13 protein-coding genes are annotated in these 16,078 nt (G+C 53.4%); 8 read left to right on the top strand and 5 right to left on the bottom strand.

Features of this window, described 5'->3' with window-relative positions:
* The first annotated feature begins 11 nt into the window (after positions 1-11).
* The 4 genes from PGR10_RS22360 to PGR10_RS22345 all read left to right on the top strand — a co-directional run bounded on the left by PGR10_RS22360 (position 12) and on the right by PGR10_RS22345 (position 3,587).
* The gene (locus PGR10_RS22360; RefSeq protein WP_430924121.1) at positions 12-1,178 is read left to right on the top strand and encodes a hypothetical protein; all 1,167 of its coding nucleotides are present in this window, start codon (positions 12-14) and stop codon (positions 1,176-1,178) included.
* 142 nt (positions 1,179-1,320) lie between these two features.
* A complete protein-coding gene (locus tag PGR10_RS22355; protein WP_430924120.1) occupies positions 1,321-2,250 on the top strand; it encodes a hypothetical protein in 930 nt (309 codons plus the stop codon).
* Positions 2,251-2,253: 3 nt separating this feature from the next.
* Positions 2,254-2,895 (top strand): hypothetical protein, encoded by a 642-nt coding sequence (locus PGR10_RS22350; RefSeq protein WP_430924119.1) that lies wholly within the window; start codon positions 2,254-2,256, stop codon positions 2,893-2,895.
* Between the two features lie 14 nt (positions 2,896-2,909).
* Complete coding sequence (locus PGR10_RS22345; protein WP_430924118.1) at positions 2,910-3,587, top strand: hypothetical protein; 678 nt, start codon at positions 2,910-2,912, stop codon at positions 3,585-3,587.
* A gap of 58 nt (positions 3,588-3,645) precedes the next feature.
* On the opposite strand, the gene PGR10_RS22340 is transcribed toward PGR10_RS22345, so the two are convergent.
* Genes PGR10_RS22340 through tamA form a run of 3 tightly spaced genes read right to left on the bottom strand, consistent with a single transcriptional unit; the run spans position 3,646 to position 9,496 of the window.
* Positions 3,646-3,987, bottom strand: a complete 342-nt coding sequence (locus PGR10_RS22340; RefSeq protein ID WP_015704194.1) for a gamma-glutamylcyclotransferase family protein — start codon at positions 3,985-3,987, stop codon at positions 3,646-3,648.
* Positions 3,988-3,989: 2 nt separating this feature from the next.
* The gene (gene tamB, locus PGR10_RS22335; protein WP_087858313.1) at positions 3,990-7,766 is read right to left on the bottom strand and encodes an autotransporter assembly complex protein TamB; all 3,777 of its coding nucleotides are present in this window, start codon (positions 7,764-7,766) and stop codon (positions 3,990-3,992) included.
* On the bottom strand, positions 7,763-9,496 hold the full coding sequence (tamA, locus tag PGR10_RS22330; RefSeq protein WP_087858312.1) for an autotransporter assembly complex protein TamA: 1,734 nt from the start codon (positions 9,494-9,496) through the stop codon (positions 7,763-7,765). The genes tamB and tamA overlap by 4 nt, the downstream gene beginning before the upstream one ends.
* Before the next feature lie 202 nt (positions 9,497-9,698).
* Between tamA and msrA the strand changes: the two genes are divergently transcribed.
* Positions 9,699-10,337 carry a peptide-methionine (S)-S-oxide reductase MsrA gene (msrA, locus tag PGR10_RS22325; RefSeq protein ID WP_015368592.1) on the top strand — a complete coding sequence of 213 codons (639 nt, stop codon included), beginning with the start codon at positions 9,699-9,701 and terminating at the stop codon, positions 10,335-10,337.
* Between the two features lie 180 nt (positions 10,338-10,517).
* Positions 10,518-11,870: a hemolysin family protein gene (locus PGR10_RS22320; RefSeq protein WP_015368593.1), complete on the top strand. Its 1,353-nt coding sequence runs from the start codon at positions 10,518-10,520 to the stop codon at positions 11,868-11,870.
* A 63-nt stretch (positions 11,871-11,933) separates the two neighbouring features.
* Here PGR10_RS22320 and PGR10_RS22315 read toward each other — a convergent pair whose 3' ends face one another.
* A complete protein-coding gene (locus tag PGR10_RS22315) occupies positions 11,934-12,140 on the bottom strand; it encodes a DUF1107 domain-containing protein (protein WP_015368594.1) in 207 nt (68 codons plus the stop codon).
* Between the two features lie 319 nt (positions 12,141-12,459).
* Between PGR10_RS22315 and PGR10_RS22310 the strand changes: the two genes are divergently transcribed.
* On the top strand, positions 12,460-13,017 hold the full coding sequence (locus PGR10_RS22310) for a YtfJ family protein (RefSeq protein ID WP_213317449.1): 558 nt from the start codon (positions 12,460-12,462) through the stop codon (positions 13,015-13,017).
* Here PGR10_RS22310 and cysQ read toward each other — a convergent pair.
* A complete protein-coding gene (gene cysQ / locus PGR10_RS22305) occupies positions 13,007-13,750 on the bottom strand; it encodes a 3'(2'),5'-bisphosphate nucleotidase CysQ (RefSeq protein ID WP_032713537.1) in 744 nt (247 codons plus the stop codon). The genes PGR10_RS22310 and cysQ overlap by 11 nt on opposite strands.
* A gap of 191 nt (positions 13,751-13,941) precedes the next feature.
* On the opposite strand from cysQ, the gene PGR10_RS22300 reads away from it, so the two are divergent.
* Positions 13,942-15,885, top strand: coding sequence for a bifunctional 2',3'-cyclic-nucleotide 2'-phosphodiesterase/3'-nucleotidase (locus tag PGR10_RS22300; protein WP_430924117.1), 1,944 nt, complete (start codon positions 13,942-13,944; stop codon positions 15,883-15,885).
* The last annotated feature ends 193 nt before the right edge of the window (positions 15,886-16,078 follow it).

The following is a 16,078-nucleotide window of genomic DNA, read 5'->3' as shown; positions in this document are numbered from 1 at the left end:
GAAGGAACCTTGTGAAACAGACTCATTATTTCACCCTGAATTTTACCGGCTTCACCACTGCCGCCTCGGAAGACCAGGGCTATTTACGCCTTATCGAAGATGGGCGCGTCTTTTATACCGATAAACGCTACTTTAAGGACTCCTCGCTTTTTGACCGCCTGCAGGTCGGCCAGCCGCTACATATTGGCACCCGCCGCCTGCAGGATGGTAGCTATTGGATCCACTGGTTAAGCGATGGTAGTGCGTTACTCGAACCCAGCCTACAGCCGCTGAAAGGGGCATGGCTTTTCGGCGTACTGGCGCTCTGCGTTGCTGTCGGTATGATCGCTAACGGGTTATTTTTTGGGCTTTTCATGTTCGCGCTGCTGGTTATGTTATTTTTGCGGATTCACCCTACCGGTTTCGCCTGGATCGCTCATAACTTTTCCCTTACGCAAGCTGACCTGATTAGCAAAATGAATCAAGCCAGACAAGGTGACTTTTCATTTTTCCAGATATTAAACTCAGCACATTCAATAGACGAGAGAAATAAACTCCCGCTGGATAAAAATCTATCGCTACCAGAACATATCGCCCTTGAGGAAGGCGTAATAATGAATAGTTACTTTCGAATGTGGGAGTATAGACCTTCGAGAAGATATGCAACAGCAGAAGGCGTATGTTTCCAGCTAGCCACCTCTACATTGTATTTTCCTGCACAACTGACCTGGCTAACCAACCTCTTCGTGACACATCCGAATATATATCGTCATCACCCACCATTTCTTGCCGATGGCGACTGGGTAATTACCGCACGACAACATGGACATAATGGCCTCCAGGCGTTATACAATGTCAGCGATGGCAGCACTTATCTGAAAAGCAGTCAATTTAGCCTCGGCAATCCGCAGATGGCGTTTATTTATAAATGTGCTTACGGCTTCGTACTGTTGATTGTATTATTCTCACTATCAATACATCTGCACGATCTGCTAAGCGCTCCTGTAAATTGGAAGTTCATTACCAGCCTGATGATAATGGCGATGCCTATCAATCTTCTTTTAATTATCATCGAACTTATCGGCTTAGTTAGCCGTCGGCTATCGCGCCGGGTAAAAGGTAGAATAAAAGTGCATCAAATAATATTGGCTTACGCCAGGCGTAATGGTTCCAGGATAACGCCACGAGAATTGATATAGCAGTCAGCTATATTTATTATTTTAAATATTTTAATATCCGACGACCTTGAACTGGTCGCCATGTATTCTAACCACGATAGAAAATATATTAACAAAGCAGGCAACAGAATACATTGAGCATTGACATATATAAGGAGAGTAAATGACCAGAAAAGTAATAATATTAGCAATATCTATCCTTACCAGCCTGGTGACACTACCATGCCGGGCAGATGGGCCATCACCACTCACGGCTGATGAACTTCAAAAGATAGCTAAAGATGATCGTGGCTTTGATGATTATGCAAAGAGAGTCATTATTGCCGGGCCGGCAATTATTTCACTAAACGGCATTGCCGAACTGAACCTTCCGGAAGGTTATATTTATGCCGAAAATAAAATAACCTATAACAAGCCTCCACAAACCAGGTTAGAGCAAACTTGCAACAGGTACCTGGCGCTACGCGGCGCCAGCGAAAATAGACTATGTATAAAAATATCCGATGTAGGTTATTTAAGGTTATCTGACGAACTGTTTCTGTTGAAAGACCAGGCTGAACAACTGCAGCGGAAAGTGCCTCCAAAAGCTTTCTGGCATTTTCCTGAGACGATCAACTTTAACTGGCTACAGAAACCCACTTATAACAAACAAAATCACACCTTATCATGGGCGTATCACTATATTTATGATAATAAAACCATAAAAAACCAGCGCCCAGAAAGTTTCGTCGATCAAGAAATCAGCATGGTCATGTTCGGGCAGCGCCACATCATCTGGTTAGTCAATGGCAGCTATGATTCAGCGGAAAAATTCCAGCCACAATTAGCTGACTGGGTACAAAGAATAACATTTTACGATCAATTTAAGTATCAGGAAGATAAAGCTCCCACCTGTTATGGACTCGCACCAGGGGATAGCGCGTTAGGGGGCAATGCCTATGACTATTATGCCGACCCGCAACGCTGTTTTCCTTACCCAATAGAATATTTAATTATTGATTTACCTAACAGCAACGATGGCAATGATAATATTTCGAGGTTTCTTTCCACCAGAAGAAATTTGGTATGGACTAAAATTACACCGAGAGGCTAAGATATGGATATTAAAAAAAACAATTATTTTGGACTGCTATGTATTCTGTTTCTTACCGCCTGCGATAACGCACAGCCAGACGCCGGGTACCCGGTTACCAAATTGAATGAACAGCAGTGGCTTCCGGAAATTCAAAAACGTTTTGACGCCGCTAATCCTAATGGCAATCAGGCGATATGTATTATTACTCAAAATAAGCTACAAACGGATTTTTCCGAAGCGTTGTCACCAAGCGCTGGGACGTCCTGGTTTGTTCAGCACGATCTGCTTGAAGAAAAAATTAAGGTAAATGAAAGGGGAGTCACCGAATACTATTACCGGCTCACTGATAAAGGCGCATCCAGTAGGCCTACATGGCCTAATAGCTGGAGAACCGGCCTGTGCTTCGGCAGCGTACAGGTGGAAAATGTAAGTCGTATAACTCCGTTTGATGATGAACCTACCACTGAGGTCGAATTTATTTACCACCTCAACAACGTCCCCGATTGGGCGCAGGAGCTCATGCCACAGTTTTTCCCCAATATAAAAGAAGGGAAAATAGCCGGCAGCGCCCAATTTGATATGGCGGATAAAACTCACTTACGCTGCCAATCCGGTATCAGCAATGAATACGTCGAGGAAGACAAGTTCTTCAACGCGAAATGATAAGGATTTTATCTATGTCATTTAAGAAAATACTCTGCGGGTTCTTTATCTATACGCTATGCGGCTGTAATGATCAGCAATATGTGTCTGAGATCAATTCGGAGTTGGGGATCTGGGCAAACAAAGCCCACTGCTTCGCTATTCGTAAGCAGGATTTTTCATTTCCCAAGGATATCAAACAGGCTTTGACATCATCAGACCTGGCCACAAGCATCGTTAAAAAACAGCCTTCAGATACCAACCAGGTTAAACAGACGCTGGACAGTTTTGTAAATCTAGGGCTCATTACCAGACAATCCATCCCCTATGATAATACTCAAGACCTAATCATTAACCGCTATACGCTGACGCCTGAAGGACGTAAATACTGGCAGAAAAAAACGTCCTCCTTCTGCTTCGGCTCAATCAAAGCGATTAAAGTTACCGATGTAAAAGATGGGCAAGCTTTTCATCATCAAGTTCGAATAATAGACTATAACTATCAAATAGAGAATATCCCCGACTGGGCTCATCAGAATACCTTCTATCAGATATACGGTATTAATCCTGACGACTATAGCGACCGTATTCATTCAACCAGCGCTATCTATGATAAAGAAGAGGCCCGCTATATTGCGCTGCAATCCTCCCACGGCATAATCCGGGAAGGATTTTTAGGTTACCCGCAAACATCGTGGCCAGAAAATAAATAATAACGCCCCGAGCGCAAGATAAAACAACGCCACCCGAAGGTGGCGTTGTCGTTTTCAATTACTGGTCTCTGTCCAACCAGTTTCCGCTCTCAATCTGCGCAAACCCCTCGACGGAGCGCTGGTAGACATACATCCACGCGCTGCCGTAAGGCGTTTGGATCAGATGGCGCGCGTATTCACCGCCCTTGGTGCGCAGCGCATCCAGCTCGGCCAGCGTCGATGCGTCGATACGATACACTTCACCATGTACTGTGCCTTCGCCCGGCACCGCGCCTGGATAGTGGCCCAGGCTGTACAGCTGATAATCGTCGACACTATGAGCGCCCAGCAACTGGGCGTTGGTCATCCAGTGGCTGTTGCCTTGTTTGCGTCGTAAACTGCCGTAAACAAATATTCGCATTGCTAAAACTCAAACTGATAGAGCAAATCGAGAGCCTGGTCTACGCCAGACACCGCTTCCATATATAGCTTAGGCATCAGGCGATAACGCAGGGTAAGCGTCGCCAAAGAGTCGAAGATGCCGACGCCGTATTTTACCTGAAGACCCGGCAGCACATAGCCGCTGACCACCACCTGGGAGGAGTCGCCTACCCCCTGGGTATCCAGCGCCAAATTGCTTACGCCAAACGTCTCGCCGATTTTACCCACAACCTGACCACTTTGTGCAACCCCCATTCCAATAAGCATTGAGGTCATCGCCGCACTATCGCTCTGTTCGCTGCCTAATCCCTGACCGCGTAACAGATAAGAAAGCGCTTCCTGCTGCGACATTGCCGGGTCGGAGAAGATCTCGGCCTTCGGCTGATCGGCAGAACCGGTGACGCGAACGCCGGCGATCACGTCGTCTTCGGTGGCTTCCGGGTTACGAATCGCTTCGATATTGAGCAGCGGCTGGTCCGGCGGCCCGGAGAACAGCAGCTCGCCTTTACGCACGATCAGATCCTGACCATAAGCGTGGAAACGACCTTCCGGAATATTGATCTGGCCATTAAGCCCCAGTCCCTGCTTATCCTGCGCCACTTTCAGATCGCCGGTCAGACGCGCTTTCAGGCCGAAAGCGTCCAGACGCACGTTGTTGCCGACGTGAATCGTCAGGTTGCTGTTGATCGGAATACCGGCGCTCTGCGGCTTAATCGGCTTCAGATCTTTATCCAGCATCACCTCATCGGAAGAGACGCCCACCGCGCTCTCCGGCACCTCGTTCACCACGATGCGCGCCCACGGTACGTCAACGCGGCCATCGAGGTTAAACAGGCTTGGCGTGGCGGTAAACACCACATCCGGAGAAACATCCAGGCGGACCATCGGCGGCACGGTAATGCGCACCCGGCTGCCCTTCGCCGCAATCTGCGCGCGCCAGTTGTCGATTTGCGTCCAGTCGGCGTTGCCGCTCAGCGCAATCTGCCCCTGTTTGGTATTCACCGTCCCCTGCAGAGTCGAACGCGTTCCGTTGAAGTTCATCGCCAGCTGGCTCGGCTGCATATCAAACGGCATAAAGTTGCCGTCGATATCGACGCCGCTGAGCTGCATTTGACCAAACAGCTGCGGGCTCTGCAAGTTGCCGCCCAGACGCAGACGGGCATTAAGCTTGCCTTCCGCTTTCTCGCCGCGAGCGAAGATCGGGTTAATCATCGCCAGCGAGAAGTTGCTGATGTTGACGTTGCCGCCCAAGTTACGCCGCCCCTGCGGGTCGGTCACCTCTACCTGGCCATCAAGCTGGCCGTTGTTGGTCAGGCGTATCAACCAGCCCAACTGCGCCCGGTTGTTATGCAGGTCGGCGCTGAGGTTAAGCGTATCGAAAGCCACCGGCAGCGGCGCGTCGTTGACCGTCTGGGTGACTTTGACGTTGCGCCCGCTGAGGGTGACTTTGCCCTGCGGCAGCCCCTCTTTGGTGGTGTCCCAGCTCACATCGGCGTTACCGCTAAACACGCCGCTTGCTTGGGTCGCGTCCGGCATAAACGGCTTCAGCATCGCCAGATCGAAACGGTTGAGATTGACCACCGCGCGCCCGCTAGCGCCGGCATCGATGGTCTGCGGTACGCACAGCTCAGCATTCGGGTTGCTCCAACAGTGCGGTCCGATGCTGATTTTCTGCTCCTGATTACGGTAATCCAGCGCAATGTTGCGCGTCAGCGCCACCGGCCCAACAGGCGTCTGGAAACGGGTATTGCTCAGGGTGCCCTTCCAGCGCTCCTCTTTACGATCGAAACTGCCCGCCAGCGTCAACTGCCCCGACACCGGCTCGCCCTGTACGCGCAGCTGTAAATCATGCTGCTTCTCAGTCCCTTTGGCATTCAGCTGCACCAGGCTAATGTTAACGCCCGGCTGGCTGATGCGATCGACGCGTACGTCAAGATTACCGCCAATCTGGTCGCTGGATTTGACGTCGCCTTTGACGTTAACCTGGGCTACCGTCAGTTCCTGCCAGCGTAAAGCGCGGGCGGTGATATCCGCCAGTAGCTGCGGCGCGTCGATGGTGCCACGCACCTTCAATAGTCCCTTCGCCGTACCGCCGAGCCCCGGCAGCGCATTGTCGAGATGCGGCGCATCGATGGTGGCGTCGAGATTAAGGTCTTTCACCCCCAGCTCGCCTTTCACATCGGCGCTGTTTGGGCCAAGCGCCAGATGCAGTCCCGGCACTTTCCACTGCATATAGCTGTTACCCTGCAGCGAACCGTGAACATCGACTTTATTCTGTTTCACGTTGCCGGTAATTTTCAGCTCGGGAACCGCCATCTGCCAGCTGCTGCCGTACAGGCTCCCCTGGGTTTTGATAATCCCGTTCAGCTTCGACGGCCAGTCCGGCACCTCTTTGGCGGTATTAATGCCATCGAGGGTCAATTCGCCGCGCCAGCTGATCGCCTGCTGCCAGTCGAGCAACGCTTTCAGTTCGGTTTTCCCCTCCAGCGCCGCCACGGTCAGCTTATCGAGATTTACCTGCTGTTCGTTGCCTTTAGCATTAAGGGTAATTTTAGCCGGCGGCAGCGACTGTCCTTTCACCGCGGTACTAAACGCCATGGTGTAGTCGGTCATTTTGCCGCTGAATTTCAGATGCAGATCATCCGCCTGGAACTGTTTCTCGCCGGTAAACGGCCAGTACAGCTGCTTACTCTTCACTTCCATATTCAGCGGCAGACCGGCTTCCGCCAGCTGCGCTTCGGCGCGCAGGGTCATGGCCACCGAGCCGGCTAAATCAACGCCGACCTGCAGTTTTTTACGCAGCTCGCCGCCTACTTTCAGCTTCACCTTCTCGCCTTTCAGCGGGTCGATGTTCAGCGTGCTGTCGAGAGTAATATCGACCGGCCAGTTATCCTGCAGTTGCGCGGTGCCGGAAGCGGTAACCTTGCCCTGGTCGGAATCGACGTCCAGCGCATCAAGTTTCATCTGCCCGTCGATGCTGCTGACCTTCAGCAGCAGGTTGTAGACGGTCATATCGGTATCGCCGGTCAGGCGCAGCTGTTCGCCGCGGAACTCCTGAATATTAAGATTCAGCGGCAGATGCACATCGACCATTTCCGGCAGCACCGGCTGCGAGAACAGATCTTTCATCGTCTCGCCGAGAGGCTTCTCTTCCGGTTTCGGATGGTCAATTTTCGGCTCCACAACCTGCTCCTGCGCCACTTTCGCCACCTTCGGCAGGGCGATGAGTAACCCCTGCAGCGAGGTCGGCGTCAGGGTCAGGTTTTTCTCCTGCCAGTTCAGGCCGGTGGAGAAATCGCGCAGCGAAACGGCGGTGTCGTCGATTTTGACATTGACGTTATGCAGCGCCACGCGGCTGAGGGTAATGGGATAGGGCGTCGAGAGGTTCAGCGGGCCGGAATCTTCTTCCTCTACCGGCGTCGAAGGCGGCATCTTTTTGGTATCGATAGCGACGTAGATATCGCGCAGCGAGATATCGTTAACGCACAGGCTGCTATCCCACAGACAGCGCAGCTTGACGCCGAGATGGAACTGGCCGGCCGTCACCGCCACGCCCGGCTGTTCGAAGCGTACGTTCTGTAAGGTCAGGTCGCGCCAGCCGCCGGTGACCTTGCCAATCTCCAGCCCCGGCACCCAGCGGTCCGCCGCTTTCAGTACCAGATGCAAACCGGTAGTGGTACCGACTAAAAAGCCGACCGCGCCAATCAGCAGCACTAAAAAGAGTAATACGCCGAGGCTTATCTTCTTCCATAAACTCATAATTCAGGCCCCAGACCGATGTAAAACTGTAAACCGTGTTCTTCTTTGTCGCCGATAGGTCTGGCGATATCCAGCTTGATCGGCCCAACCGGCGATTGCCAGCGCACGCCGACGCCCGCGCCGGTTTTAAAATCGCTTTTACGGATATCGCTCACCGCTTCGCCGCTGTCGATAAACGCCGCCCCCCACCATTTACCGGTGACGTTGTATTGATACTCCAGCGAGCCCGTCGCCAGCTTTGAGGCACCGATTAGCTTGCCGTCGTCATCTTTCGGCGAGATCGATTTGTATTTATAACCACGAATGCTGCGGTCGCCACCGGCGAAGAAACGCAGATCCGGCGGAACTTTGCTGAAGTCATCGGCTTCAATCCAGCCGAGGTTGCCGCGCACCACGAAGCGGTGGCGGTCATAGAGGGTGCGGATCCACACGTCCTGCGCCTGCATGACGATAAAGTTAATGTCCGAGCCCCACATGGTGTTGGAGTAGTCCACCGAATAGCGCTGGGAATCGCCCCAGGTTGGCATCAGGCCGCCGCGGGAGCGGGTGCGGTTTACCGAGACGCCGGGATAAAGCAGCATAGTGGTATTGGTGACGTTAGCCTGGGTAAAGTGGTCCAGACTCCAGCGCAGGTTAATCGCGCGCTGCCAGCCGCTCGACATCTCCCAATAGCGCGACAGCGCCAGGGTGGTGGAATCGGCCTTGGTATCGTTAAGGTCGGTACGCTTAAAACCGCCCTGCATCAGGTAATACTGCTCAAGCGGGCTTTTTAATAGCGGGACTTTATAGCTGAAATCGAGCTGCTGTTCCGGCGCGGAGAGGCTAACGCTGGAGGTCAGGCTGTGGCCGTAGGAGTTCATCCACGGCTTTTTCCACGTTGCTTTCACGCGCGGCCCGACGTCTGTCGAATAGCCGACCCCGGTTTCCACGGTGTTCTCTTTGCGTGGCGAAACGACGCCCTGCAGAGGCAGCACCTTGGTTTTACGTGATTTATCAAACTGCGGCGCGACGACCACCGAGTTAAACCAGCCGGTCGCCGCCAGGCGGCGGTTCAGCTCCGCCAAATCCTGCGAGGTGTAATAATCACCCTGTTTAAAGGGCACCAGGTTTTGCAGGTACTCTTCGCGGATCTGCGAACCGGTAAAGCTTACCGGGCCAAAGCGGTAGCGCTCGCCGCTGTTGTAGTCAATGTCCCAGAAAGCCTGATGGCGATCGAGCGACACGCCGAGCTGGCTTTTATTGAACTCGCTATCGAAATAGCCTTTACGCAGCGCCACCTTGGTGAGCGAGCTTTTGAAGCCGTCATAATCACTGTGATTGAGCACCGTGCCAATTGCCGGACGCGTTTTCAGCAGATCCAGGTAATCGCGGTCGGTGCGCGCGCCGCCGCGCAGGATCACCTCGGTGCCGCCAATGCGCACCGGCTCGCCGGGAGTCACTTTGGCAATCAGCACCTGACGCCCTTTTTTGGGCGGCGGACGCAGATCGAAATCGATGGTGGGTTCATAGTAACCCAGCGCTTTCAGGCCCTCGCGGATGGCGTCATCGACGCGCGCGCGAAAACGACGGTCCGGCGTGACCTCATCGCTCTGGATCGTGGATAGTTGGGCGCGGACGTTTTTTTCCAGTTCCCCGGATAACCCCTCAACCTGCAAACGCACATTCGCTGCGCTGGCGACCCCGCTGACCAGCAAAAGGCTGGTAACGCATATCTGGCGGATTTGTTGCACGTGTTCTCCTGAATATCCTTGTTTCCCCCCGAAGGAAACGCAAGTGCCGCTCCACGGCTTAACAAAACCCTAACAACTAAGGGTTGAAAAAGTGACGGTAACCCAAATAATTCTTATGTTTAAATTTAGACGTATTGAGCGTGTTTATTGTCTAAAAAGATACGCGACGTTACAACCTTAACCACAAATTGCGAGGCCAACCGTGAGTCTATTTGATAAAACGCATCTTGTCGCCCAGGCGGATGCGCTGCCGGGGCGCAACACGCCGATGCCGGTAGCAACACTCCACGCCGTTAACGGCCACTCAATGACCAACGTTCCTGAAGGAATGGAGGTAGCGCTGTTCGCGATGGGCTGCTTCTGGGGCGTCGAGCGTCTGTTCTGGCAATTGCCGGGGGTCTACAGCACCGCGGCGGGCTATACCGGCGGCTACACGCCAAATCCAACCTATCGTGAAGTGTGCAGCGGCGATACCGGGCACGCGGAAGCGGTGCGCGTGGTATATGACCCGCAGGTCATCAGCTATGAACAACTGCTGCAGGTTTTCTGGGAGAACCACGATCCAGCGCAAGGGATGCAGCAGGGTAACGACCACGGCACGCAGTACCGTTCGGCTATCTACCCGCTGACGCCGGAGCAGCTTGAAGCGGCGCAGGCCAGCATGCTGCGTTACCAGGCAGCGATGCGCGACGCCAACGATACCCGCGAGATCACCACTGAAATCGCCACGGCGAAACCGTTCTACTATGCCGAGGACGATCATCAGCAGTACCTGCACAAAAATCCGTACGGCTACTGCGGTATCGGCGGGATTGGCGTTTGCCTCCCTCCGCAGGCGTAATCCTGTAGAAGAGGCCGCTGGCGAGAATAATTATCGCTCTGGTGGCTTTACAGACATTTACGCTATACTACGCTGTGTCATAGCCGGTCCAGCGCCTTCGGACCGGTTTTTTATGTATTCCACATTAAAAGAGTTATCCACTTCCCTTCCGAGGATCTGGCCTCAACGGTCAGAAAAGATATGTTAAACAGTATTTTAGTAATACTTTTCCTTATTGCCGTCAGTGCATTTTTTTCGATCTCTGAAATCTCACTGGCCGCATCACGTAAAATCAAACTCAAATTGCTGGCTGATGAAGGCAATGTGAATGCGCAGCGCGTTCTCAAAATGCAGGAAAACCCTGGCACCTTCTTCACCGTCGTGCAGATCGGCCTCAACGCCGTGGCCATTCTCGGTGGTATCGTCGGCGATGCCGCATTTTCACCCGCGTTTCACAGCGTATTGAGCCGCTACATGTCGCCGGAGCTTTCCGAGCAGCTGAGCTTTATTTTCTCTTTCACCCTGGTCACCAGCTTGTTCATCCTGTTTGCTGACCTGACGCCGAAACGCATCGGTATGATTGCGCCAGAAGCCGTGGCTTTGCGCATCATCAACCCGATGCGCTTCTGTTTACTGGTCTTCCGCCCGCTGGTGTGGCTGTTTAACGGCATGGCGAACAACATCTTCCGCCTGTTTAAAATCCCGATGGTGCGTAAAGACGACATCACCTCCGATGATATCTACGCGGTGGTGGAAGCCGGCGCGCTGGCCGGGGTGCTGCGTAAACAGGAACACGAATTAATTGAAAACGTCTTTGAGCTGGAATCCCGTACCGTCCCCTCTTCGATGACGCCGCGCGAAAACGTGATTTGGTTCGATTTACACGAAGACGAGCAGAGCCTGAAGAATAAAGTGGCGGAACATCCGCACTCCAAGTTCCTGGTATGTAACGAGGATATCGATCACATCATCGGCTACGTCGATTCAAAAGACCTGCTGAACCGCGTGCTGGCAAATCAGAGCCTGGTGTTAACCGGCGGCGTGCAGATCCGCAATACGCTGATCGTGCCGGATACCCTGACGCTCTCTGAAGCGCTGGAAAGCTTTAAAACCGCCGGCGAAGACTTCGCGGTGATCATGAACGAATACGCGCTGGTGGTGGGGATTATCACCCTCAACGACGTCATGACCACCCTGATGGGCGACCTGGTCGGCCAGGGGCTGGAAGAGCAAATCGTCGCCCGCGATGAGAACTCATGGTTAATTGACGGCGGGACGCCGATCGACGACGTAATGCGCGTGCTGGATATCGATGAATTCCCGCAGTCCGATAATTACGAGACCATCGGCGGCTTTATGATGTTCATGCTGCGTAAGATCCCGAAACGCACCGATGCGGTGAAGTTCTCTGGCTACAAGTTTGAAGTGGTGGATATCGATAACTACCGTATCGACCAGCTACTGGTTACCCGTATCGACAACAAACCAACGGTGCTGGTACCGAAACTGCCTGATATCGAAGAAGCGGCGAAGAAAGAAAAAGGCGCGGCGTAAGCGGCCCTGAAAACATCAACGGCTCCCATCGGGAGCCGTTTTTTTTCGTGCCGTCATACCACGTTATGCGGTCTCAGTTTGCAGACGCATAACCTGACGATTGACTTCGGACATCACTGAGAAATGCAGCTTGTCCTTAACCTTCGGGATAAGGATTTTGCCCTTATCAAATTCAAAAGCGCCAACGTCCTTGATGTACAACCGTCCACGAAACAGGATCTTCACGTACTTCGCCACTTGCAGCGGATTGTAGCGTTGGAAAATTTTCATTGTTGTCTCCTGCCAGGGTTACGCTCCTGCGGTGCCACAGTTAGCCCACGTATCGGGAGCGCAAATTTTAATGCCCTAAAACTATAGTCCAGATTTCCGAAGACACCCAGTCTGTAGAAGTTTTTTTACCCTTTGATGACAATAATTCAGAATTTTCGTTTCAGGCATACGTAGTTGTTAGTATAAGTTTCCGTTTTTTATTGAATGTGTGCGTTGGCACGCAAACTGGCATCACGCTTGCGGGTAATGGCGACAATTCGCACTTATCATTAAACAAGACCAAGTGGTCGGATCACCTGCATATAAAAAAGGATATCTCATGACCCTACGTAAGTTGCTGGCGGTTTCCGCCCTCCTGTTTCCGTTAATGGCTTCGGCGCATAATTTTGTCGACGGTCAGCGCGTCGCGCCGGTAGGCATCGCCGATCGCGGAGAACTGATACTGAATAACGATAAGTTTAGCTACAAAAACTGGAATAGCTCGCAGCTGGCGGGAAAAGTGCGCGTCATCCAGCATATTGCCGGGCGCACCTCGGCAAAAGAGAAAAATGCCAATCTGATTGAGGCGATTAAGGCGGCTGGCCTGCCGCACGACCGCTACCAGACCACCACCATCGTCAATACCGACGACGCGATCCCCGGCTCCGGGATGTTCGTGCGCAGCAGCATCGAGAGCAACAAGCAGCTCTATCCGTGGTCGCAGTTTATCGTCGACAGCAACGGTCTCGCGCGCAAAGCCTGGCAGCTCGATGAAGGAAGTTCGGCGATTGTGGTGTTAGATAAAAACGGCCGTGTTCAGTGGGCAAAAGACGGCGCGCTGACCCAGCAAGAGGTGCAGCAGGTCGTCGACCTGCTGCATAAGCTGCTTAATAAATAGAGACGCGGAAGCCGGGGTTGAGGAAGGATTCACGCGGCGTGTAGTCAAGAGTTTTGCCTTGCCAGTCGTGAACATGCGCCCCGGCGGCTACCGCGACCGCATGACCGGCAGCGGTGTCCCAGGTGCTGGTCGGCCCGAAGCGCGGATAGAGCTGCGCCTGGCCTTCCGCCACCAGGCAGAATTTCAGCGACGAACCGATTGAGGTGGTCTGGTGCTCGCCCAGTTGCTCCAGATACTCCTGCAGCTCCGGGTCATTACCATGGGAGCGGCTAATCACCACCAGCGGCGGGCGAGCATCGCGAACCTGAATCTGCTTGCGCACGCCGCACTCTTCTTTCCACGCCTTGCCATTTTGCGCGCTGTACATCACTTTCATCACCGGTGCGTACACCACGCCCAGCGTCGGTTTGCCGTTTTCAATCAGCGCGATATTAACGGTGAATTCGCCATTGCGCTTGATAAATTCTTTGGTGCCGTCCAGCGGGTCGACCAGCCAGTAGCGCTGCCAGTGCTGACGCACTTCCCACGCCGGCGGATCTTCTTCCGACAGGATGGGGATTGTGGCATCCAGCGCCTGCAGGCCGCTGACAATGACTTTATGCGCGGCGATATCCGCCGCGGTAACGGGAGAATCATCCTTTTTGCTGCTCACATCCATCGGCTGGTTCCCATCGTAGACATCCATGATGGCATCGCCCGCGGTCCGTGCAAGCTGACATACTTGTTCTAACATTCTCCACCTCTTCTGGTTACAGTGGCGTTAACTCGTTGTTTTATTTATATCGCATCATCACCAGTTCCGCTATCTGTGATAACACTAGCGGTTTCCATTCACGCTTTTCTGGCAGAATTCACAATTCTGTAAGCAACAGAATGTAAATACATTTTCTTTTGTGCCATTGCTCATAAAAAAGGACGCCTCTGATGATTAAGTTTAGCGCAACGCTGCTGGCCACGCTGGTGGCGGCCAGCGTCAACGCGGCGACGGTCGACCTGCGGATCATGGAAACCACCGATCTGCACAGCAATATGATGGATTTCGATTACTACAAAGATACCGCCACGGAAAAATTCGGTCTGGTCAGAACCGCCAGCCTGATTGAAAAAGCCCGCGCGGAAGCGAAAAACAGCGTGCTGGTGGATAACGGCGATGTTATTCAGGGTAGCCCACTGGGCGACTATATGGCGGCAAAAGGACTTAAAGAGGGGGATGTGCATCCGGTTTATAAGGCGATGAACACCCTGAATTACGCCGTCGGCAACCTGGGCAACCATGAATTTAACTATGGCCTCGACTTCCTGCATAAAGCGCTGGCCGGGGCGAAGTTCCCTTACGTTAATGCCAATATTATTGATGTAAAAACCGGGAAACCGATGTTTACGCCATACCTGATTCAGGATACCCAGGTTCAGGATAGCGATGGTCAGCCCCATACCCTGCGCATCGGCTACATCGGTTTTGTGCCGCCGCAGATCATGACCTGGGATAAAGCCAACCTCAACGGCAAGGTGAAGGTCAACGACATCACCGAAACCGCGCGCAAGTACGTGCCGGAGATGCGCGCGAAAGGCGCTGATGTGGTCGTGGTGGTCGCGCATTCGGGGCTCTCCGCCGATCCGTATCAGGCAATGGCGGAAAACTCGGTCTACTACTTAAGCCAGGTACCCGGCGTTGACGCCATCATGTTCGGCCACGCCCACGCGGTGTTCCCCGGTAAAGACTTCGCCACCATTAAAGGCGCGGATATCGCCAAAGGTACGCTAAACGGTATTCCGGCGGTGATGCCGGGAATGTGGGGCGATCATCTCGGGGTGGTCGATTTGGTGCTGAATAACGACAGCGGTAAATGGCAAGTGGCTCAGGCCAAAGCCGAAGCGCGACCTATTTACGACGCGGTAGCGAAAAAGTCGCTGGCGGCGGAAGATAGTAAAATGGTGGCGGTGCTGAAAGCCGATCACGACGCCACACGCGAATTCGTCAGCAAGCCTATCGGCAAGTCCGCCGACAACATGTACAGCTACCTGGCGCTGGTGCAGGACGACCCGACGGTGCAGGTGGTCAACATGGCGCAAAAGGCCTATGTCGAGCACTACATCCAGGGCGATCCAGATCTGGCGAAACTGCCGGTACTCTCCGCCGCCGCGCCGTTTAAAGTCGGTGGGCGTAAAAACGATCCGGCAAGCTTTGTCGAAGTGGAAAAAGGCCAGCTCACCTTCCGTAACGCCGCCGACCTCTATCTCTACCCGAACACGCTGGTGGTGATGAAGGTAAGCGGTAAAGAGGTCAAGGAGTGGCTCGAATGCTCAGCCGGGCAGTTTAACCAGATTGACACCGCCAGCAGCAAACCGCAGTCGCTGATTAACTGGGACGGGTTCCGCACCTATAACTTCGACGTGATTGACGGCGTAAATTACCAGATCGACGTGAGTCAACCGGCGCGCTACGACGGCGAGTGCCAGATGATTCACCCGCAGTCAGAACGCATTAAAGACCTGACCTTTAACGGTAAGCCTATCGATCCGCAGGCCACCTTCCTCGTCGCCACCAATAACTATCGCGCCTACGGCGGCAAATTCGCCGGTACCGGCGACGACCATATCGCTTTTGCCTCCCCGGACGAAAACCGTTCGGTGCTGGCGGCGTGGATTGGCGCGCAGTCGAAGAAGGATGGTGCGATCCATCCGGCGGCGGATAACAACTGGCGACTGGCGCCGATCCACAGCAAAACGCCGCTGGATATTCGCTTTGAGACCTCGCCAGCCGACAAAGCCGCGGCGTTTATCAAAGAGAAAGCGCAGTATCCGATGCGACAGGTAGCGACCGATGATATCGGCTTCGCTATTTATCAGCTGGATTTGAGTCAATAATGCCTGTTCCCCGGTGGCGCTGCGCTTACCGGGGCTACAAAGCGGAGGTGGCTGGTAGTCCGGATTAGGCGCCAGCCGCTATCCGGGTACAGCTCCCCGGTGGCGCTGCGCTTACCGGGGCTACGGAGCGGAGCGGGCTGGTAGCCCGGATTAGGCACCAGCCGCTATCCGGGTACATCTCCCCGGTGGCGCT

Origin of the sequence: Klebsiella sp. 141198, from assembly GCF_050600785.1 — a bacterium.
Taxonomy (GTDB): Bacteria; Pseudomonadota; Gammaproteobacteria; order Enterobacterales; family Enterobacteriaceae; genus Klebsiella; species Klebsiella aerogenes.
The sequence above is the reverse complement of the archived record's forward strand: the minus strand, read 5'-3'. Positions and strand labels throughout refer to the sequence as shown.